Annotated in this window: 18 protein-coding genes and 2 tRNA genes; 9 read left to right on the forward strand and 11 right to left on the reverse strand. The window is 61.7% G+C overall.

Annotation, left to right across the window (positions count from 1 at the left end; translation table 11 throughout):
* Positions 1-41: 41 nt before the first annotated feature.
* From menE to HZR20_RS12775, 4 genes are all read right to left on the reverse strand, one after another.
* Positions 42-1,538 carry an o-succinylbenzoate--CoA ligase gene (gene menE / locus HZR20_RS12760; RefSeq protein WP_181687125.1) on the reverse strand — a complete coding sequence of 499 codons (1,497 nt, stop codon included), beginning with the start codon at positions 1,536-1,538 and terminating at the stop codon, positions 42-44.
* A 45-nt stretch (positions 1,539-1,583) separates the two neighbouring features.
* Positions 1,584-2,624 (reverse strand): mandelate racemase/muconate lactonizing enzyme family protein, encoded by a 1,041-nt coding sequence (locus tag HZR20_RS12765; RefSeq protein ID WP_181687126.1) that lies wholly within the window; start codon positions 2,622-2,624, stop codon positions 1,584-1,586.
* Entirely contained in the window at positions 2,624-3,580 is a 957-nt protein-coding gene (locus HZR20_RS12770; protein WP_181687127.1) for a 1,4-dihydroxy-2-naphthoate polyprenyltransferase, read from the reverse strand. Before HZR20_RS12770 ends, HZR20_RS12765 begins: the two co-directional genes overlap by 1 nt.
* A gap of 270 nt (positions 3,581-3,850) precedes the next feature.
* Entirely contained in the window at positions 3,851-4,741 is an 891-nt protein-coding gene (locus HZR20_RS12775; RefSeq protein WP_181687128.1) for a 1,4-dihydroxy-2-naphthoyl-CoA synthase, read from the reverse strand.
* Between the two features lie 108 nt (positions 4,742-4,849).
* Between HZR20_RS12775 and HZR20_RS12780 the strand changes: the two genes are divergently transcribed.
* A complete protein-coding gene (locus HZR20_RS12780) occupies positions 4,850-5,161 on the forward strand; it encodes a PRC-barrel domain-containing protein (protein WP_181687129.1) in 312 nt (103 codons plus the stop codon).
* On the opposite strand, the gene HZR20_RS12785 is transcribed toward HZR20_RS12780, so the two are convergent.
* Entirely contained in the window at positions 5,158-6,615 is a 1,458-nt protein-coding gene (locus HZR20_RS12785) for a DHH family phosphoesterase (RefSeq protein WP_181687130.1), read from the reverse strand. The two genes, HZR20_RS12780 and HZR20_RS12785, sit on opposite strands and share 4 nt — an antisense overlap.
* A gap of 121 nt (positions 6,616-6,736) precedes the next feature.
* Here HZR20_RS12785 and HZR20_RS12790 point away from each other — a divergent pair.
* A tRNA-Lys gene (locus tag HZR20_RS12790) sits at positions 6,737-6,810 on the forward strand.
* Positions 6,811-7,250: 440 nt separating this feature from the next.
* Positions 7,251-8,600, forward strand: coding sequence for a DEAD/DEAH box helicase (locus tag HZR20_RS12795; RefSeq protein WP_309484936.1), 1,350 nt, complete (start codon positions 7,251-7,253; stop codon positions 8,598-8,600).
* A gap of 18 nt (positions 8,601-8,618) precedes the next feature.
* Here the strand turns inward: HZR20_RS12795 and HZR20_RS12800 are convergent, their stop codons facing one another.
* Complete coding sequence (locus HZR20_RS12800) at positions 8,619-9,020, reverse strand: hypothetical protein (RefSeq protein ID WP_181687132.1); 402 nt, start codon at positions 9,018-9,020, stop codon at positions 8,619-8,621.
* A gap of 103 nt (positions 9,021-9,123) precedes the next feature.
* Here HZR20_RS12800 and HZR20_RS12805 point away from each other — a divergent pair, with 103 nt between their 5' ends.
* The 3 genes from HZR20_RS12805 to HZR20_RS12815 all read left to right on the forward strand — a co-directional run bounded on the left by HZR20_RS12805 (position 9,124) and on the right by HZR20_RS12815 (position 13,054).
* Positions 9,124-10,638 (forward strand): DUF790 family protein, encoded by a 1,515-nt coding sequence (locus tag HZR20_RS12805; protein ID WP_181687163.1) that lies wholly within the window; start codon positions 9,124-9,126, stop codon positions 10,636-10,638.
* 130 nt (positions 10,639-10,768) lie between these two features.
* Positions 10,769-11,023, forward strand: coding sequence for a hypothetical protein (locus HZR20_RS12810; protein WP_181687133.1), 255 nt, complete (start codon positions 10,769-10,771; stop codon positions 11,021-11,023).
* 345 nt (positions 11,024-11,368) lie between these two features.
* Positions 11,369-13,054, forward strand: coding sequence for a hypothetical protein (locus HZR20_RS12815; RefSeq protein WP_181687134.1), 1,686 nt, complete (start codon positions 11,369-11,371; stop codon positions 13,052-13,054).
* Positions 13,055-13,211: 157 nt separating this feature from the next.
* On the opposite strand, the gene HZR20_RS12820 is transcribed toward HZR20_RS12815, so the two are convergent.
* Positions 13,212-13,775 carry a DUF7122 family protein gene (locus HZR20_RS12820; protein ID WP_181687135.1) on the reverse strand — a complete coding sequence of 188 codons (564 nt, stop codon included), beginning with the start codon at positions 13,773-13,775 and terminating at the stop codon, positions 13,212-13,214.
* Positions 13,772-14,680 (reverse strand): RsmB/NOP family class I SAM-dependent RNA methyltransferase, encoded by a 909-nt coding sequence (locus HZR20_RS12825; RefSeq protein ID WP_181687136.1) that lies wholly within the window; start codon positions 14,678-14,680, stop codon positions 13,772-13,774. The genes HZR20_RS12820 and HZR20_RS12825 overlap by 4 nt, the downstream gene beginning before the upstream one ends.
* Before the next feature lie 95 nt (positions 14,681-14,775).
* On the opposite strand from HZR20_RS12825, the gene HZR20_RS12830 reads away from it, so the two are divergent.
* Together HZR20_RS12830 and HZR20_RS12835 are read left to right on the forward strand one after the other, a co-directional pair.
* A complete protein-coding gene (locus tag HZR20_RS12830; RefSeq protein WP_181687137.1) occupies positions 14,776-15,513 on the forward strand; it encodes a proteasome assembly chaperone family protein in 738 nt (245 codons plus the stop codon).
* A gap of 88 nt (positions 15,514-15,601) precedes the next feature.
* Complete coding sequence (locus tag HZR20_RS12835) at positions 15,602-16,258, forward strand: LysE family translocator (RefSeq protein ID WP_181687164.1); 657 nt, start codon at positions 15,602-15,604, stop codon at positions 16,256-16,258.
* A gap of 25 nt (positions 16,259-16,283) precedes the next feature.
* Here HZR20_RS12835 and HZR20_RS12840 read toward each other — a convergent pair whose 3' ends face one another.
* On the reverse strand, positions 16,284-16,970 hold the full coding sequence (locus HZR20_RS12840; protein ID WP_181687138.1) for an HD domain-containing protein: 687 nt from the start codon (positions 16,968-16,970) through the stop codon (positions 16,284-16,286).
* Between the two features lie 228 nt (positions 16,971-17,198).
* On the opposite strand from HZR20_RS12840, the gene HZR20_RS12845 reads away from it, so the two are divergent.
* Entirely contained in the window at positions 17,199-17,954 is a 756-nt protein-coding gene (locus HZR20_RS12845; protein WP_181687139.1) for a GNAT family N-acetyltransferase, read from the forward strand.
* A gap of 146 nt (positions 17,955-18,100) precedes the next feature.
* Here HZR20_RS12845 and HZR20_RS12850 read toward each other — a convergent pair.
* Positions 18,101-18,175: transfer RNA gene (locus HZR20_RS12850), tRNA-Val, on the reverse strand.
* Positions 18,176-18,315: 140 nt separating this feature from the next.
* A complete protein-coding gene (locus HZR20_RS12855; RefSeq protein ID WP_181687140.1) occupies positions 18,316-19,767 on the reverse strand; it encodes a response regulator in 1,452 nt (483 codons plus the stop codon).
* Positions 19,768-19,794 lie beyond the last annotated feature (27 nt).

Below are 19,794 nucleotides of genomic sequence, written 5' to 3' on the forward strand. Positions count from 1 at the left end.
CGGTTGGATTCGGTCTGGACCGGCGTAAAATTCTCGACTGTTCAGCTGTGCCGGATTTTCTCGACGACAGCTGCCCGATCGACGGTGCCCGAGACGGTCCGTGGAATGGCTTCGCCAATTTCGATCGACTTGGGGACCTTGTAGGGTGCCAATTCGTCCCGACAGGTCCTTTCGATCGTTTCGGTCGATAGCTCTGCACTCCCGTTTGGCACGACCAGTGCGGCGACACGCTCGCCCCAGTCGTCGTCCGGCACCCCCACGACCACCGCTTCGGCGACATCAGTACGGGATTCGAGTACGTTGACGACCTCCCCTGGCTCGACGTTTTCACCGCCTGTGACGATGCGATCGTCCTGTCGCCCGACAACGTACAGACGGCCGTCCTCGTCGCGATAGCCAAGGTCGCCGGTGTGGAGGCCGCGTTGGTCGAACACCGCCTCGGTTTCCTCGTCGTCGAGATAGCCCGGAGTGACTGTCGGCCCCTCGATGACGATCTCGCCGGTCGCTCCGGGCGGGACTGACTCGCCGTCGTCGATGACGGCCACCTGCGTAAACAACAGTGGCTGGCCGACTGTCCCGGGATTGTCGAAGGACTGGCTGGGGGTTGCGGTGGCGACCTGTGACGCCGTTTCGGTCATGCCGTAGGTAGGGTAGACGGGAACGTTCTCCCGCTCACAACGGTCGATCAGATCCCGGGACGCTGACGCGCCGCCAAGCAACACGAACCGAAGCGAGTCCGGCCGGTCCCAACCGGCATCGAGCAGTCGCGACAGCATCGTCGGGACAAACGAGACGCCCGTCACGTCGTAGTCGGCCATCGCTGCGGCGGTCCGAGCTGGCTCGAATTCACGCTGGAGGATCACCGACGTGCCATAGAGTGTCGATCTGACGAGTGGAGCGAACCCGCCCATGTGGGCCATCGGGATCGAGACGAGCCACCGATCGGATCGAGTGACTCCGAGTCTGAACGCCGAGGCGATCGCGCTTGCAAATAGATTCGTGAGCGTGAGTTGCACGCCCGCCGGTTCGCCCGTCGATCCAGAGGTAAACATCACGAGGTGGGTCTCGGAGGGATATCGTGCCCTGGGTGTGATGCCGCCAGTCGCTGATGGGAGCGTCGGTACTGCCTCGGTAGGGGATGTATCGACACTGAACAGCGCAACGTCGGCGAGATCGCTGACCGCCTCCGCCGTCTGTTCGGTACAGAGGACAGCATCTACTTCGGCTTTGGTGGCGAGTGTCTCCAGTTGGTCGACCGGCTCGCGGACGTCGAGGGGGACGACCGCTGCGCCCAGTCGCCAGGCGGCGTGGGTCGCCCTGACGAAATGGATACTGGTCTCCATGGCGATCCCCACTCGCTGGGGGCGTCCATCACAGGCCGCCTGAAGCCGACCCGCGAGTCGATCGGCCTCGTCGAACAGCTCCTCGTAGGTCCAGGTGGCCCCCGTTTCCGCCTCGACGACCGCCGTGCGATCGGGCGTCGAACTCGCTCTGGCGGTCAACGGATCGATCTGGGGCCAGGCGTCGAGTGTTCGCATTGGGGAAAATTCGGCCCGGCCCCTACTTGAGTGGCCCCCCGATTCTCACCAACTTACAGGCCCGCCGTCCGGACGATCAAGGCTCACACCGATCCCCGGTGCCACCGGGACGCCCATTCGGCCCTCTCGCACGGGTGCTGGGTCCTTACCGAGGTCTTCAACCAACAGATCGCCGGTCGCCAACCCACAGGCACGATCGATCCCGAGGCTTGCAGCCAGATGGAGCGCTGCCGTCCGAGCAACGGCACCGTCGATCGTTGTCGTTACGATCGGTTCGATCGCATGCTTGCGTGCTGTCCGTGCCACGGCCGCGGCCTGGTCGAGGCCACCGAGTACCATCGGCTTGAGGACGACTACGTCTGCGGCGTCGGCACTTCTGATTGCGTCGATTCCACGCTCTCTGAGTGATTCGTCAAGGGCAATGTCGACGCCGTGATCTCGAAGTTCGGCATGCCCGTCAAGATTGTCCGGAGGCAGTGGTTGTTCGATGAGACTGACGTGCAGGTCGGTGATACCTTCCAGGGCGTCCTCAGCGTCTGCACGAGTCCAACTGCCGTTGGCGTCGAGACGAATCGAAGCCTCACGTTCTCTGCGCCGGATCGCTCGCAGTCTCTCGAGATCATCCGCGAGTGGTCTGGCACCGACTTTGACTTTCAGACACTCGAAGCCGGCCTCGACGGCTGCCGTGGCTGCCTGGGCAGTTGCGTCCGGGTCGGCGTCACCGATCGTCGCGTTGACCGGGACCGAGTCGGCGACGGTAGCGGTGTCGGCCGCAAGCCACCGCGCCAAGGAGACGCCTGCGTCCCGAGCAGCAGCGTCGGCTTCAGCCAGTGCAATGCCGTGTCTGGCCGCTGGTGTCTCGACGGGATCGACAGACGCCGGCGCTCGATCGCCGTCGGCGACTGCCCGAAGCGTTTCCTGACACGCATCGAGCGATTCCGTCCAGCCCGGAAGCGGCGTCGCCTCGCCGACGCCACGGACGCCATCGCGTTCGACGACGACCAGAAAGCCGTCACGGGACTCGATCGGGCCGGTGGCCGTTCTGAGTGGGGACGCGAGCGGGAGGTTGAACGGTGCTATCTTCATCAGATCACCGTCGGAAGCGCCAGTCCGACCGTGAACAGCAGTCCGTGAGCAGCCATCAGTTGGCCAGTGCGTTCAAGCGCCGGGTTCAACGCTTCGCCGCTCTGTTCGGTCAGGACCGTCCGCGTGACCGAGATTGCCAGCGGAATCGTCACCAGCGGCAGCAGGACGAACAGGCCGAAGTCGGCACGCTGCCACAGGACAACCGGGACGAGATACGCCAGCGCGACCAGGGCCACGTATTCGAGGCGACTCCATCGGTATCCCAGCAGTACAGCCAGCGTTCGCTTACCCGCCTCGCGATCGCTCTCGATATCTCGAATGTTGTTCACGACGAGGATGGCCGTCGAGAGCCCTGCGGCTGCCAGACTGGCGATGACGACCGCGCTCGGGACGGTTCCCCCGGGCAGCCACGTCGGGAACAGCCCAACATCGAGAGTGGCAACAGCCTGGACGTAGTACGTACCCGTCACTGCGATCACGCCGAAGTAGACGAACACGAACAGGTCGCCAAGGCCGTAGTAGCCGTAGGGATACGGCCCGCCCGTGTACAGCAATCCGGCGACGATACTCGAGAGGCCGATAACGAGAATTGGGACGCCACCAATAGCGACGAGATAGAGGCCAACGAGTAGCGCGAGCGTGTAGGTCCCCGCCATGGCGGCTTTGACCTGTCTCGGAGGGATCAATCCGCCAGCGGTGACGCGAGTGAACCCTTCACGATCGGCGGTATCCGTTCCTTTCACGGCGTCAAAATAGTCGTTGGCGAAGTTCGTCCCGATTTGAATGAGGAGTGCGCCGACGAAGGCTGCAAGCGCAGGGAGTGGCGCAAGAACGTTTTCGTGGACCGCTAGCCCGACGCCGACGATCACCGGCGCTGACCCCGCCGGAAGCGTCTGTGGCCGCGCGGCCATCAGCCACGCTTTCGTCTTCGAAACGTCTGCCGCTGCCGTACTCATTACGATCAGTTCGGGGCTGGATCCGTGTTAAGGTACCGGAGCAAGCCGGTCGAGCCGGTGTAAATACACACTCTTGAATTACCCCGAACCAGGTAAGTTGGTTCACCGTGATATTTTCGCTCTGATGAGGTCTCGTTCGTAGTCGCTTACTAAACCACTGCTGGCGAGTGCAGCGAGCCAGCAGGAGTTTTTGGTCCAGCTTTTTGCAAGGTGCCTTCCCGCAGGCCGCTGAGGGCGGCCGAGGAAAGGCACCGCAGTAAAAAGGTGGTCTCAGTAGTGCCAGGGGTAGTCGTCGAAATTGGGCTCCCGGCCTTCGTTGAAGGCGTCTCGACCTTCGTGAGCTTCGTCGGTCATGTATGCGAGGCGGGTCGCCTCGCCGGAGAAAACCTGCTGACCGACCATCCCGTCTTCGGGGAGATTGAAGGCGTACTTGAGCATCCGCATCGCCGTCGGGGATTTGCCGTTGATCCGTGCGGCCCACTCTAGGGCAGTCTCCTCCAGTTCCTCGTGGGGGACGGCTTCGTTGACCATGCCCATCTCTTCGGCCTCCTCAGCATCGTAGGTCTTCCCGAGGAAGAACACCTCGCGGGCCTTTTTCTGGCCGATCTGGCGGGCGAGATATGCCGAGCCGAAGCCACCGTCGAAACTCCCCACGTCGGGATCAGTCTGGAGGAATTTCGCATGTTCCTCGCTGGCGAGCGTGAGATCACAGATCACGTGCAGGGAGTGGCCACCGCCGACGGCCCATCCGGGGACGACCGCGATCACGGGTTTTGGCATGTGGCGGATCTGGCGCTGGACTTCCAGAATGTGCAGGCGTGGGCCGTCCCCTTCGCCGTCTGCGTCCTCGTCTTCATATTCGTAGCCAGCATCGCCGCGGATCGACTGGTCGCCCCCGGCCGAAAAGGCCCAGCCGCCGTCCTTCGAGGACGGGCCGTTGCCGGTCAGAAGGACACAGCCGACGTCAGTCTGGCGCTTGGCATGGTCAAGCGCGGCGGAGAGTTCGTCGACCGTTTCGGGACGGAAGGCGTTGCGAACGTCCGGCCTGTCGAGGGCGATCCGGACAGCGCCGACGTCGGTTGCCCGGTGATACGTGATGTCCGAGAAGTCAACAGAGTCGATCTGCTCCCAGCGATCGGCGTCGAATAGCTCCGAAACCATACCGGGGATCCGGTCGCCCGGCGGAAAAATATCTCGCAGTTGGGGGGCCTGGAGAACGCGTCTGACGCTCTGCCAAGAATTAAGGCGACCCCTCTCCAGAAATCCAGTATGGCAATTGATCGTGATGCGAGCCCCCAGGAAATCACGTCACTGGTGGGTCGAGAAGTGTACTCGAACAACGGCGTATACGTGGGTGAAGTCGAAGATCTCCGACTCGATCTCGACGCTGAGGGCGTGACCGGCCTGGCGCTTCACCAACTCAACACGGAACTGTTCGATGCTGAGACGGCAAGCGCTCGCGGTGTCATCGTTCCCTATCGATGGGTGCAGGCTGTTGGTGACGTTGTCCTGATTAACAACATTGTCGAGCGTCTGCACGAAGACGACGGTGAAATCGGCGAAGACGACGTTGTGGCTTAATTTCCGTTGCTATCGGAGTTCTCGACGCCCATCGCTGCGAACAGCTTCGAGCGAACGGCTTCTTCGGTCAGTTCGAGCAGCGTATCGCGGTTGTCTTCACTCGTTTCGATGCCGGTGAAGATACCGAGCGGAATCTCGACGCTGGCGTCCGTCGAGTGGCCGGCCGTCTCGCCGATCTGTCCGAACGCCTCTTCGAGGACGTTGCCGATGTTCATCCGGATGTCTTTCGACCGCGCCGCGAGGTAGATCGTGTCGTCGGCGATCGCAAAAACGGCCGTGGTGGTGATGCCTTCGAGATTGAGCAACTGTTGGGCGGCCTGGGCCAGGGCGTCCCGATCACGGATGAATCCCGCATTTGAGACAAGGTGACTGCCCCGGACCTGGCGGTTGCGGATCGCCTCGGCGAGGACGTCCAGCGTTTCGGGGCTCATACTCGGCGATTCGACCTGCTCGAGCGTGTCGTGATCGGCGAATGGATAGAGATAGGCTGCTGCCGTCAAGTCTGCGGGCGTCGTGTCGCGCTTGAAGTCGAGCGTTTCCGCCCGGATTCCGTACAGGAGCGCGGTCGCAACCTCGTGATCGAGGCTGAGGTCGAGTTCCTGGATGTATTTCGTCAGAATCGTCGAGGTCGCCGAGACGTTCGGTCTGACGTCGGTGAATTCCGCCTCTGACCCCATCTCGACCTCGTAGTGGTCGATGACGATGTCGATCCGATCTTCGACGTCTTCGGCCGGCGGGCCGCCACTCTTGGCGAAGTCGACCAGCGCGAACGTATCGTAGTCATCCAGATCGACCGCGGATCGGGATGTCAGTTCGAGGCCGAGGAGGTTGACGAACGCCCGGTTCTCGTGGTGGCCAATGTCTCCTTCGTAGATGATGTCCGCGTCGATGTCGCGACTGTCGGCGATTGCCCGGAGCGCTGCGGCGCTGGCGATCGAGTCCGGATCGGGGCCACGGTGGATGAGAATGGCCAGTCGTTCGTCGGTATTGTCGACAACGGCGGCCAATTGATTGGCCTTGTGTTCGATTTCACCCGTCTCGAGCGCTCGAAGCGCTGAATCAGCAATGACTGCAGAGGGATTGATCACCACGTTCGCCCCGAGTTCCGAGAGGTCGTCGGCCGAGACGGGATCGGATGCCCGCGCGACGATGAATTGGTCTTCGTCACGATCCCGAAGGTGTTCAACGGCGGCTGCGTTGGCCTCAACGTCCGGCGAGAGGATCAAGACGACGTCCCGATCGTCGAGTTCGGCAGCGATGGACTCGTCTCGAATGTCTGCCGTCCGCGCATTCAGATCCTGATCGCGCAGGGCTTCGACGCGCCCTTCGTCCTTATCGAGGATGAGAACGTCTTTGTTTTCCTCGACGAGTGCCTCTGCGACGGCATGGCCCACGCTCCCACACCCCAAAATAGCGTACGTAGACATCGAGGCCATCGTAATGTCGCTGCTCATGGTGTCGGCAATGTTTACGCGCCAGCCCTTAAACCGTCGCGGTTGTCGCCGGAGACTGAAGATACGCCCCGCGGTCGAAAGGAAACGTATTTGAATCGCCCGACGAAACCCTGGATTGTCTGGGCCGGTAGCTCAGTCCGGCAGAGCGTCTGACTCTTAATCAGACGGTCAGGGGTTCAAATCCCTTCCGGCCCGCTAAACTTTTCTCGTCGGGTTCGTGCGTGGCGCGAACCACTCCTCAAAAACTTTAGTATCCAAAAGCCGGACGCGCACTTCGTTCGCGTCCGGAGAAACGGCTCGCTTCGCTCGCCGTATGATCACTCTTTGCTTAGATCCGAGAAGTTGTAGCCCCGCAAATACAATCAAAATGGCCACACACGTTCGTAATATCTTCACTCGGTTCAAATGCTGATAGACTCACTCCATTCGTCTATCAGCGTGTGCTTCGCAACGCTCAGCACACTCCCTTCCGGCCCGCTCACTCTGGCGCTCGCAAACTCGCGAGCGTAGCGAGGTTCGAACGGAGTGACGGACCTCGAATGCGAGCGGTGAAACCGCGAGCGCCTGCTGTGCGTTGGGAACTCCTCGACCCATCCCCGGCAGACTTTTGCTGGCAGACGGTCGACCTCGAAGCAGTGACTCGGGTCACGTTGACCTACGAGGACGGGACAGTCCGGATCGAAGGGGACCTCCCGGAGCGGATCGCGTCGCTCTCATACGTCGAGCGTGACGAGCGATCGAAGACGTGGCGGACGCCGGCATATCGGTACGACGCGTTGGGGCGGGCACTGTCAGAATCATCAGTCACCGTCGACGATCACGCACTGGACGCACCAACGATCGACGTCTCCTCGACCTACAGACTGCGTGACTACCAGCGTAAATCCCTCGAAGCATGGCAAGCGGCTGGCGAACGCGGCGTTCTCGAACTTCCGACTGGCAGCGGCAAGACGGTGATCGGCATCGCAGCCATCGAAGCCTTGGGGAGGACGACGCTGATCGTCGTCCCGACGATCGATCTCCTCGAACAGTGGCGAAGAGAACTACAGACGGAGTTCGACGTGCCGATCGGCCAACTCGGCGGGGGCGAGCAGCGAATCGAGGCGATCACCGTCTCGACGTACGACTCGGCATACTTGCAGGCCGAGGAGATCGGCGACCGATTCGGACTCGTCATCTTCGATGAATGTCACCATCTCGGCGGGGAAGGGTATCGAGACATCGCTCGACTGCTCGCTGCACCTGCGCGACTGGGACTGACAGCGACGTTCGAACGCCCGGACGACGCCCACGAGGTCGTCGCCACATTGGTCGGCGAGCCGGTGTACCGACTCGATCCCGACGATTTGGCCGGCGAGCATCTCGCGGCATACGATATCAAGCGCCTCGATGTCGATCTCACAGCCGAAGAGCGAGTCGAATACGAGCACAATCAGGAGACGTTCACCGAGTATTTGGCCAGCTCGGATCTGAATCTCACTAGCGGGGCCGACTACCAGGAGTTGGTCATTCGTTCGGGATCTGATCCGCGTGCCCGCGAAGCCTTGCTCGCCAAAGAGCGCGCCCGCGAGATCGTACGAACGGCTGACCAGAAGGTCGCGACCCTCGCCACGTTACTCGACCGCCACGCGGACGACCGCGTCATCGTCTTCGCCGCAACGACGGATTTCGTCTATCGACTCTCCGAACGGTTCCTTCGCCCGGCGATCACCCACGAGACAGGGACCGACGAACGGCGGGAGATTCTGCGGGGCTTCCGCTCGGGGACCTACTCGACGGTCATCACGGCGAACGTCCTCGACGAGGGTGTCGACGTCCCGGACGCCAACGTGGCGGTCCTCCTCGCCGGCAGCGGAAGCCAGCGGGAGTTCACCCAGCGACTGGGTCGCATCTTGCGACCAACGGACGATGGGAGTCGGGCACTGTTGTACGAGGTCGTCTGTGCCGAGACGGCCGAACAACGGGTCGCTCGACGGCGGCGATAACGAGGCCAGCGCTACGGGTCAGGACGCCGTCTCGAAGTCGATGCCCTGGAGATTGCGGTCCGCGTAGGCGATCGGCAGCGTCACGCGGACCGTCGTCTGTACACCCCCACGAAGTTCGATCGATTCTGTCACCGATTCCGTAGCACCGTCGTTGCTGTAGCGGACAATCATCTCGCCCTGACGGGACTCCTCCCGGCTATTTTCGATAGTCGCCACGAGCACCGCGTTTCCATCCGGTCCTTCCTCGAACTCGAATTCCGGGACCACGAAGACGTCTTCGGGCGTTGTCGTCGTCTCGGTTTGGGTCTGGTCAGTGGTTCCTCCGGGTGGTGTCTGTGGACCGGACTCGTACTCCCCACAGCCTGCCAGCGAGACGAGTCCCACGGCCCCGAGTCGACGCAGTAGCGCCCGACGTTGCATGTCTGAGTCCTTCGCCCGCCGCGCCAAGAATCTTCCCGTCGCCATCGTTCCCGGTCTTCCCATGACCCGCGGTTTTTCGGTCCTCCCGCGTCGATGGACGACTGTGCTGACGAAGGACCTGCTGCGCGTCTCGCGGGCCGGCGGTGGCTACCAGCCACAGTTCACCGACGAGGCGGACCGCGAGACGGCTGCCAGGGTGATCGGCATCTATCAGGGTCACGTCGGCGAAACTCGTGAGACGCTACAGGCCGCGCTCGTGGACGTCGAGCGGAGGGCGTCGGACTTCAAACTCGTTCGCGGGTTCGCGAAGCTTCTCGACCGTGACTCGATGTTCGAGACGCAAGCCCCATTGCCTCCAGCACGGACCCGACGCGCGACCTTCGAGGCGGCCGAGACTGTCGGCGTGGTCACCACAGACGACAGACAGCGGGCGATCGAGCAGGCAGCCGATCGGCTCGGTGCAAACCCGGACGAAGTCGAGGCATCGCTGTACGCGGATCTTGACGATCGTCAGATACTCACGAGTCTCGACAGGCAATGGATGCCGTCGGAACTGCTGGCCCAGTACGATCTGTCCCTGGCCCAGACAGCGTTGTTCGACGCGACCGAGGTCCGCGTACGATCGAGCGATCCGCGGCAATTGGTCACTGCCGTCAAGCGACTCGGCTTGCTCTATGAAGTCCGTCGGACAGACGAGGGCCGAGAACTTGTCGTGACCGGGCCGGACGCGCTCTTCGAGAACACGCGCCGCTACGGCACGCGATTCGCCCGGTTGCTTCGAAGCGTCGCCGAAACGGCATCCTGGCGAGTGACGGCCACGATCGACGACGACGGGACTGAGCGGACGATGACGCTGACTGATGCGGATCTCTCGGTGCCTGGCGTCGAGCCCGTCGTGGAGATGTCCTTCGACAGCGGCGTCGAGGCCGACTTCGCCACGCGCTTCCAGTCGCTCGGTCTCCCCTGGGAGTTAGTGCGTGAACCCGAACCGCTCGAAGCCGGGGTGAGTGTCGCGATCCCGGACTTTGCGTTCGACTATCGGTACGCTGAGTTCCGGGTGTTCTTCGAGATAATGGGCTTTTGGACCGAAGAGTACGTCAAGAAGAAACTCGACCAGTTCGAGGCTATCGAGGGGGTGGAACTGCTCGTCGCCTACGACGAGACCTTGGGCGTCGGCGAGGCCATCGAAGCGCGCGAGCAGCGTGCGATTCCCTATTCGAAGACGGTTAGTGTAAAAGCCGTCCGAGACGCACTCAGACGCTACGAGGCCGATCTGGTGAACGAAGCGGCAGCCGGTCTCCCCGAAGAACTCACGCCAGATTCTGACGTGATCACACTGACAGCACTGGCCGAGGCGCACGGCGTCAGCGAAGACGCCATCGAGCAAGTGACGGTTCCCGATCACGAGCGTGTCGGGCGCACACTCCTCAGGCCAGCCGTTCTCGAGGCGCTGGAACAGGAAATCGAGGGTGGCATGACCCTCGAGGACACGGAAGCGGTACTGGCGACGTACGGAATCGACGACGTGAGTGCCATCCTCTCGCGACTGGGATATCGCGTCGAATGGGAGGGGTTGGGCGGCGGGACGCTTCGAGAATCGAGTGGCCCCCGTTCGTGACCGCCAGACCAATATCGCAGCAGACCATCCGACGCCCCCATCGCACGGGCAAACTGGGTCGGACTGCACGACTGCTCGGCGACGTGGGGTCACAAAACTGAAGCGGTGTCAGCAGCTACGAACGATCGACATGGCCGAGAAAACGTGGTTCGACAGGACGTTCGACGACCATTTGCTCTTCCGAGATCTGGTGCTCATCGCGTTCCTGGTCTTTGGGTTCGGTATTCCGATGGGGCTTTTCCTGGAGAGTCACGTCTTCTGGGGGATCGCCTCTGGCGTCGCCTTCGCTGTCCTCTATCTCGCGGGAATGGAAATCATCTCTCGCCGAAAGGGCGACTCGATGTTCCGGTACTTTTTCGGTGGGGACCCGCTGGCCGAGGAGTAGATCGGCAGGGTGTCATCGGCCGAACCAGTCGTTCCTGTCGACGGAAATTGAGTCGCCCTCGTTTCGTGGTCGGGATCCAACACGACCAGCGTGTCAGAGACCCATTCACACAGCCAATTTGCTGCGGTGTAACCTGGATAGTACACGTTCTGCCGGCTCGCTACTCGGTGTGGACGACACAGTCACCAGGGTCAAGATTTCCCGGTAGAACAAGTAGATCCTAAGCACGGGCTGGGGCGGTGCTGGGACACTTCATTGAGACCGTTCGGTGGTCCGAGTACCATGTGTTTATCTTTTTAGATTTCCCAGCAAAGAGTTATTCATCTCTGTCCCTGCCGACTCTACGTGAACAGTGAACCCTTGTCAGACCAACCGAACAGACGAGCGCTGCTCGCCTCCATCGGCGCGCTCGGCAGTTGTGCACTCGCCGGGTGCTCGGGCGACGGCGGCGGCGAACCAAGCGAGACGGCACCCAACACGTCAGAGATGACCGAGACAGCTACCGAGACGACCACCGAGACGGCTACCGAGACGACCACCGAGACAGCCACCGAGACAGCCACTGAGATGCCGGCGGGTCACGACCACTACGTGGCCAACGACGGCTCGGACGACGACCCTGGCACGCGTGACGCACCGCTTGCAACCATCGCGGCGGCTGTCGAGGGGGTCACTGCCGGCGAATCAATCTACGTGCAGTCGGGCGAGTACCAGGAGTACCTGCAGGTTCGGGCTAGTGGCACGACAGACCAACCCATCGAAATCACTGGACCGGCGGACGCTGTCTTGCGGCGGCAGGCGGACAGAAACGTGGCGATGATTATCGGCGGCAACCACGTCCACGTCACGGGTCTCTCGATCACAGGGGTGTCGGACCCTTCGCGGCGGACGGACCCCGAGGCCTACGCTGACGCACCGCTGGTGCTGGTTACAGCGTTGCCCCCCTTTGATGAGTACAATCGGGGTGCCGTCATCGCACCCCACCGCATCGGTTACTCCGGTGCCCAACTGGTCAAGTTCCGGCTCTGTCGAGAGGCCGAGGCAGGCCCGTTCCGGGTATCCGGCCGGGCCGGCGCAGCCTGGCAGTTGACCGAGTCCGGCCACCCCTCTGGAGAAATCGTCTACGTCGGGACTTCGCCGTCGACGATCGAAAAGACCGCACAGTTGAACAAGTGGGACAACACGCGGAACGTCCGCGTCCACCACGTCGACAACTCCGCCGGGCATCCGCACAATCAACTAGTCGATATCAAACCCGGGACCGAGAACATCACCGTCGAGTACTGCACCGACGGCGGGGGCTCCCACAACAACAAGGACTGGGCCGCCCGGTCGATTGCCGTCCGCGGCCACGCCGCGACGGTGCGCTGGAACCGCCTCCAAGACGGCGTAGACACCGGCATCGGCCTGGGGTCAAGTCATAACAACGACCCGGAGAACGACCTTCAGAAGCGTGCCGGCGAGGATAACGAAATCTACGGCAACGAAATTATCGGCTTCGGGGGGAACGCGATTGCGTTCCCATGGACGTCTGACGGGCCGGGGCAAGCCCCCGAAGACCAGGCAATTCTCTGTGGCAACGAGTTCGACGGCCCCGTCGACGGGAATCCCGGACAGGAATGTAGTCCTGACATCCCTGAGGCTGACGAGATTGGACACGTCGGCGGCGATAGCCCCTGGGCAGAAGAATCCCTCCCGGAGAGCACCGGCCCGGACGAGGCCGACAGAGACGACGACGGAACACCGCCGCCCGAGTTCTCCATATCAGGGACGCTGGAGACCGAAACGGTGACCGTCGGCGACCGTGCCACGATTCTCGCGACCGTGGGAAATTCGGGTGGCGAGGGCTCAATCGACGTGACCGTTGAGGCGGATGGAACCGTCGGCGGCGAAGAGCTGGTGCAGGTCCCCGCCGATTCAAAAGTGACGACAGAGGTGAAAACCGGGCCCGTGCCACAATCCGGGACATACATGATTACACTCAACGGCCAAGAGGTCGGCGAGCTAACCGCCGAGCCGGACGACGAGTAGTCGGCAATTCCGGGTGACTCGGGCCCCAGTTGGCTGTTTGGCCGGTCTGCAGACACGCTGTACTGACAAAACTTGGATGGGGAGTGTGTGCAAAAACACCCTCACACGATACCAGCTCACGGGCCGGAGTGATAGAACGTCGGCCCCGAACCGCAACTCAGTCCCGCAAGTCCCGCCGGCGTCCTTTCGGTACCTGGGAACGGAGTTCGTCGTAGACGTACAGACCAACACCGAGCGGTTCGCGCTCTCCGGCCAGTTCGTGCGTGACGATCAGATACCCCCAGTCGCCGTCCCACGCGAGTTCTTGATCTTCGCCGGCGAGAAACGTCTGGGCTTGCTCACGAGTGAGGTCGATCACGTTGTCACTCGCAGCGTCGCCGAACCGCTGGATGGCCGACAGCGTCGGCTTCCAGTGTTCCTGGCGCGTCCGCAAGAACGTCATCCCGAGGGCCTCGATCTCGACTGGCGAGGGCAATTCGCCCCGAAAGGCCCAGATCTTCCCCGATCCACGCTCCCAGAACGTGTAGTCCGCGAACGTGTCTGCGGGGACGCCAAAGCGGTCCGTCCAGAAGTCGAGGACTGCTTCCCGGCTCGGTCGACCGGCCACTTCGCGATCGCCCTCAGTTGCCGGGAGACGCCCGAACCGCTGGCCGTCGTTGTCCCGGAGTTGCTCGTCGTCGTTCCGGAGTTTGTCGTCACTGTCGCTTGGCTGGTCAGTCATGCTGTCACCTCCAGTTTTGCGACGAAAAAGCCGCCCGTGTCGTTGAAGTGTGGATAGATCCGCCTGGCTTTCCGAACACTCGGATCGAATGTGTCGCCTTCCCACTCCGTGATACCAGGTCGACTGTCGAGGGGCAAATCGACGTCAACCAACCGAGCGTCTGTCTCTTCGACCGCGTCATCGAGGATGGCCTCGTTTTCTTCTGGGGCGAAGGTACACGTCGAATAGACGACAGTGCCGCCCTCGCGGGTCGCCTCGATCGCGCGCCGGAGGATCCCTTTTTGGACGCCGGCGATTCCCTGAACGTGTTCGAACGTCCACTCCGCCAGGGCATCCGGATTCTTCCGGATCGTCCCCTCACAGGAGCAAGGAACGTCGACCAGGGCTCGATCGTATTCCCGTCCGTCGAAGGGTTTCAGCGAGTGGTTGCGTGCGTCTTCGTTGGTCACCGCGAGATTCGTCACGCCGAGTCGTTCGGCGTTCGACCGGAGCGCGGACAGTCGCCCCAGGTTGTTGTCCGTGGCCACGACCATGCCGTCGTCGTCCATGAGCGCCGCCAGTTGGGTCGTCTTACTCCCCGGTGCCGCGGCTGCGTCCCAGACGCGCTCGCCTGGCTGGGGATCGAGGACCAGCGGCGGGAGTGCCGAGACTTCTTCCTGGCCGTGCAGCCACCCCTGGACGTACGGCCAGTTCGAACCGGGGTTGCCGTCAGGCAGCGCCAGCAACCCGTCGTGCCAGTCGATCGGTTCGGCGGTGATTCCTTCCGCCGCAAGTGCCTCCGTTGCTCGATCGACCGACGTTTTGATCGTATTGACGCGAACGACCGAGGGAAGCGATCGCTCACACGCCGCGAGGAACGCCTCGAAGTCGTCGACGATCGATTCGTACCGCTCCAGAACCTCCATTGGCCCCGAATTGCCGAGACAGGGCTTTGTCGGTTTCGAACGCCGGCGCTGTTCCCGCCCCGCACGCTTATTGTGGTAGCGTGTCACGTTCACGTATGGCACACGTTGCGGTTCACGACGCAGAGCTGCGTCTCGAAGAACCGATTCTTGTCGAGGGATTTCCGGGTGTCGGCCTCGTCGGGAAGATCGCTGCTGACCATCTCGTCGATCGATACGAGATGACCCACTACGCGACCTGCCATTGTGAGGGGCTCCCTGAGGTCGCCGTCTACCACGAGAACGAGACGTCGATCGCCGGCCCGGTCAGGATCTACGCCGACGAAAACCGAGATCTGCTCGTCCTTCAGAGCGACGTGCCCGTCTCACCAGCGGCTGCCGAGGAGTTTGCCGGGTGTGTGACAGCTTGGCTCGACGAGCATGACATCTTACCCATCTACCTCAGTGGGATCCCTGTCGATCCCCAGGACCGTCGCGCACTGTACGGTGTCGCGACGGGCGATGCCCAGGCGCTACTGGGCGATCACGACATCGACCCACCCGACGAACGCGGCGCGATCAGCGGGCCGACCGGGGCGCTGTTGTACGAAGCGACTCGGCAGGATCTGGACTGCGTTGGCCTGCTCGTCGAGGCGTCCTCGCAGTTCCCCGACCCTGCCGCCGCCAAGCTCTTGATCGAGGACGGGATCGCCACACTCGCCCAACTCGACGTCACGACGGCGACGCTCGTCGAACAGGCCGAGGAGATCCGAACTGCCCGCAAGAAACTGGCAACACAGATGCAACAGGCTAGCGAAGAGAGTTCCAAGGCCGAGCCAGTCGGGATGTACCAGTAGCGGCGTCTCGACACGTTTTTCGCCAGGTGGCGGGTAACTGCATTCCATGGCCGTCGTCGACGTCATCGCAACGGGGCTGGCCGGCGGGTTGTTCGGTCTCGCGCTGGCAGCGCCGCCAGGCCCGATGAATGCCGTCATCGCCGAAGAGAGCGTCGTCCGCGGGCTTCGGGCGGGCGTCATTGCCGGGTGTGGCGCGATGGTCGCCGACGCGACCTTTTTCATCCTCGCGGCACTTGGAGCTGTTTCGATCGTCAAGCGGATGACGTACGTACAGGGTGTGATGGTCGCCATCGGCGGCATCCTCATGCTGTATTTTGCCGTCGACGCCGTCCGGGAACTCGATCAGACGTTCACGGATTTCGAGTCCGATGAGACGCGGACGGACGCGCGCGGCTTCCGGCGGGCATTTCTCCTGGCGCTGACCAACCCCTACCAGATCATCTTCTGGCTAACGGTTGGGGTCGGGCTGTTGACGCCCGGGACCGTCGATGTCCTCGCTCACATGCCCTACGTCGGGGAGAGTCTGGTTGGGCTGTTGGTCGTTCACACTGGCGACCCATCGCTTATTGTTGGCTTTTTCGTCGGTATTGGCGTCTGGGTCGTGGGATTTCCGGCGCTACTGGTTGGAGCCGGCCGGCGGATCGACCAGTTTGCACCCGCCGTGGCAGTGACGAGTGCGCTCTTTCTTTCCGGGTTTGGCGTCTTGTTTCTCACGGACGCTCTCTCGACGTTCGGGGTACTCTAATCCCGCTCTCTGGGCAACCGAACGGCTACTCCGTGGGTTCGGCGTCGATCGCTGCGACTTCTTCCTGTAGCCACTCCTTGAACCAGCGCACGCGTTTTAGTCGCCGATGGAGGTGGCTCTCAGCCGTATCAGAAGCGATCCGCTCACGTGCGTCTTCACCCCGCTCGATCACACGCTCGACCATTTCACCGGCATCGGTGTGGTCGCGTGACTCATAGCCCATCCGCAACAACAGGAGCGCCGTGCCGTTGGCCCCGACCTTGTCGAGGACGTCTGCCTCGATGAGACATTGTGTCTCCAGAGGAAGGTCCGTCAGGTCGCCCTGATAGGAGTGATCGCGAATCGACCCGATGACGGCATCGATGAACGATTGCGGGAATTCGCCGTGCGTCGTGAGGTATTCTTTGGCAATTCGGGCCCCGGCCTCGGCGTGTTTGTCCTGTTCGGCTTCGAGTTTGGCGACGTCGTGAAACACTGCTGCGACTCGGGTCACTTCGACGTCAGCACCCTCTTTTCGGGCGATCTCTGCCGCCAGTTCGACCACGTTCAGGATGTGGTTGTACCGGTACTTTGCCGAGTGCCATGGGTACCACCGCATTCGGCCCCCCGCTTCCTCGTTTTCGACGCTTGCGCTCAGGTAATCGTGCACGAACCGCTTCATCTCCGCGAATTCCGCGTCGGAAACCGGCGACTCCTGGATCTCAACACCCACAGAACCACCTCCGAAACTGATGCGTAACGTTCATCTTGCCCGGAAAGACGTGGTTTCGACTCTTTAGCGTTACGACCCCGACAGGAGCGTGCGAACACCCCTGTCGTTGCCCCTGCCACCTCGCCCATCTGCTGTGTTATTTGATACTTCTAGGTGAGACGATCTGCGGTATTCCTCACGCTTGAGCGCGCCGGTTGGCTTAAGAGGGAACGTCCCACAATGACTACCATGGAGATCCGTACCGCGAGAGAAGCTGACAAGCCAGCGATTCGCGACGTCGCACGCCGATCGTTGCAGGCGTCCTATTCGTTGCGTCCCCAGACAATCACGAGCGGCATCGAAGAGTGGTACAACGAAGCCCAGTTGACCAAAAGCGTCACGTCAGACGAGCGAATGTTGTTGGTCGCCGACCGGGATGGCCAAATCGTCGGGTTTTCCGAAAGTACGCTGACTGCTGACCGGCCCTGGGTGACGGACAAAGAAGATCGCGGCCGTGACGCGCTGTTACTTTGGTTGCACATCGATCCTGAGTATCGGGGGGAAGGCATCGGCTCCGCGCTGTTCGAAACGACGCTTGACCGCCTCGATGCAGCCGACGCCGCCAGTGTCCAGGGGCGCGTGCTGGCGAACAACCAGGATGGGACGCAGTTTTTCGAATCACACGGCTTTGAACGAGTCGGCCGAACCGAAATCGACATCGGGGGCCGCAGTCACGTCGAATATCGCTACGTCGCTGAAGCAACTGGCCTGGAACCGCTCGAATCCGGCGAGCAGACGGTCTACGTCGATCACGACGAATCGGAAGGTGGGTCGGAAGCACCATTCCATATCGTCTACTCCGACCCAGATCGGTCAGCCCGATACGGCTACTACTGCGATAACTGTGGTCGCCTCGCGAACGCGATGGACGCGATGGGCCGCATCGAGTGTGAGGCTTGTGGGAATACACGAAAACCTACCCGTTGGGACGCGGCCTATCTTTGAGCGTCGTAACACTCAGTGGGTTGGGGCGGATTTGAACCGCAGTCGCTCCCATTCGCTCGCTCCGCTCGCTCACCTCCCGCTCCTTGCTTCAAATCAGCCCCAACAGACAAACTTGCGCCTCACGGTATTGTTCGGCGCAAAATTAGTGGGTTAGGGCGGATTTGAACCGCCGACTTCCTCCGTGTGAAGGAGGTATCATAACCGGACTAGATCACCAACCCGGACATGCCAGCCTTATCCAGCACCCAACTTAACAGTTGTTTTCCGATCCCGACGGGTATCGTTGGTTCGAAGCGGCGACGATACGGCCTTCGCCAGCAATTCCTGCAACAAGGTCTACCTTCCCTCCCACACCGAGGACTCAGGCTTGCTTTGGGAGAGCAACCGTGAACACACAGCCTGTCGAACCGTCGTCTCCAGTCACATCCCTGGACTCGGGCCGATCCGCCGCATTCTCGACGTCGACGTGTCCGCCAAAGCGATCGACGATGGTGTGGACCAGGTAGAGACCGATCCCGGTTCCGGGACTCGCAGGCCCCATCTCACCTTTGCCGAAGATTCCCTCGATATTCGCCTCGGGGATACCGGGGCCGTTGTCAGCGACGTGGACCTCCACGTCCGTCTCCCTGTCTTCGACGCGGATGTTTACCCGTGGTTCGTTCCCGTCGTTGTGACGGACAGCGTTGCTCAGGAGATTGCCGAACACCGACGACAGAAGTTCATTCCCCTTGACGGAGACGTTCGGAACCTCGCCGTCGAACGAGACGGCGAGTCGCTCGTGTCGCCGCTCGGCCTTCTGGACTTCAGACTCGAGAACGTGGCTCAGATTCACGCTTGAGTACTCCAAATCAGTGTCGCTCCCGATCGACTCGACGAAGTCTCGCGCAATCGTCGTCAACTCTGAAATGTGGTCGCACGTGTGCTGGATGCGCGCCAAGTAATGCTGGCCTTCGTCGTCGACGTGGTCGGTGAGACCATCAGCCCACCCGATGAGCAACTGGATGTCGTTGTTGATGTCGTGACGGACCAGCCGATTGATGACCGCTAACTTCTCGGTCCGTGCCTCGAGTTCCTGCTCATGCCGTTTTTGTTGCGTAATATCCCGCGTAATCAACTGAAACGAATCCGTGTCGCTGCCGACGCTCACTGGCACGGCAATATTGTGGAAATACCGATACCCGACACTGTCCTGGAATGTCACTGCCGAACTGATCGTGAGGGCCTTTCGGCCCTCTTCTAAGCGCCCGGCTGCGGTCTCTTTGGGCAGGATCTCCGTCAGGTGTTGCCCGACCAGCGCAGATTGTGTCGTATCGAACGACCGTGCTGTCGCCTCGTTGGCTGCCAGAATCGTCCCGTCGTTACCGACCTGTGAAATCTCGTCGGGCGTGTTGTTCACCAGCAGTTCGTACTTCTGGCGTGCCTGGCGCTGTGCGACGACGTTGCGGATCCGATTTACGAGCAGGTCCAGTTGTCCGCCCTCTGCGATCTCTTCTTTCCGCAAGTAGTCGTCGACGCCGGCCCCGATTGCCAGGCTAGCGGTCTCTTCGTCGCCCTGGCCCGTGAGTAACACGAAAGGCAACCCGTACTTCGATTCGACGCGTTCGTACAGTTCGAGACCAGTCATCTCCGGCATTTCGAAGTCACTCACAACGCAGTCGACAGCTTCTTGCTCCAACACCTTCAGGGCCTCCGGCCCGGAACTGGCCTTTCGAACCGATAGCGTCTCCGAATCAGCGAGTCTATCCGAAACGATAGTCCGAAAGAATCCACTGTCGTCGACGAGCAACACGTCGATCGACGATGATTCTATCATACACTATGTCGGTCTGAAGCGGTAATA

Origin of the sequence: Halorhabdus salina (genome assembly GCF_013839425.1) — an archaeon.
Classification (GTDB): domain Archaea; phylum Halobacteriota; class Halobacteria; order Halobacteriales; family Haloarculaceae; genus Halorhabdus; species Halorhabdus salina.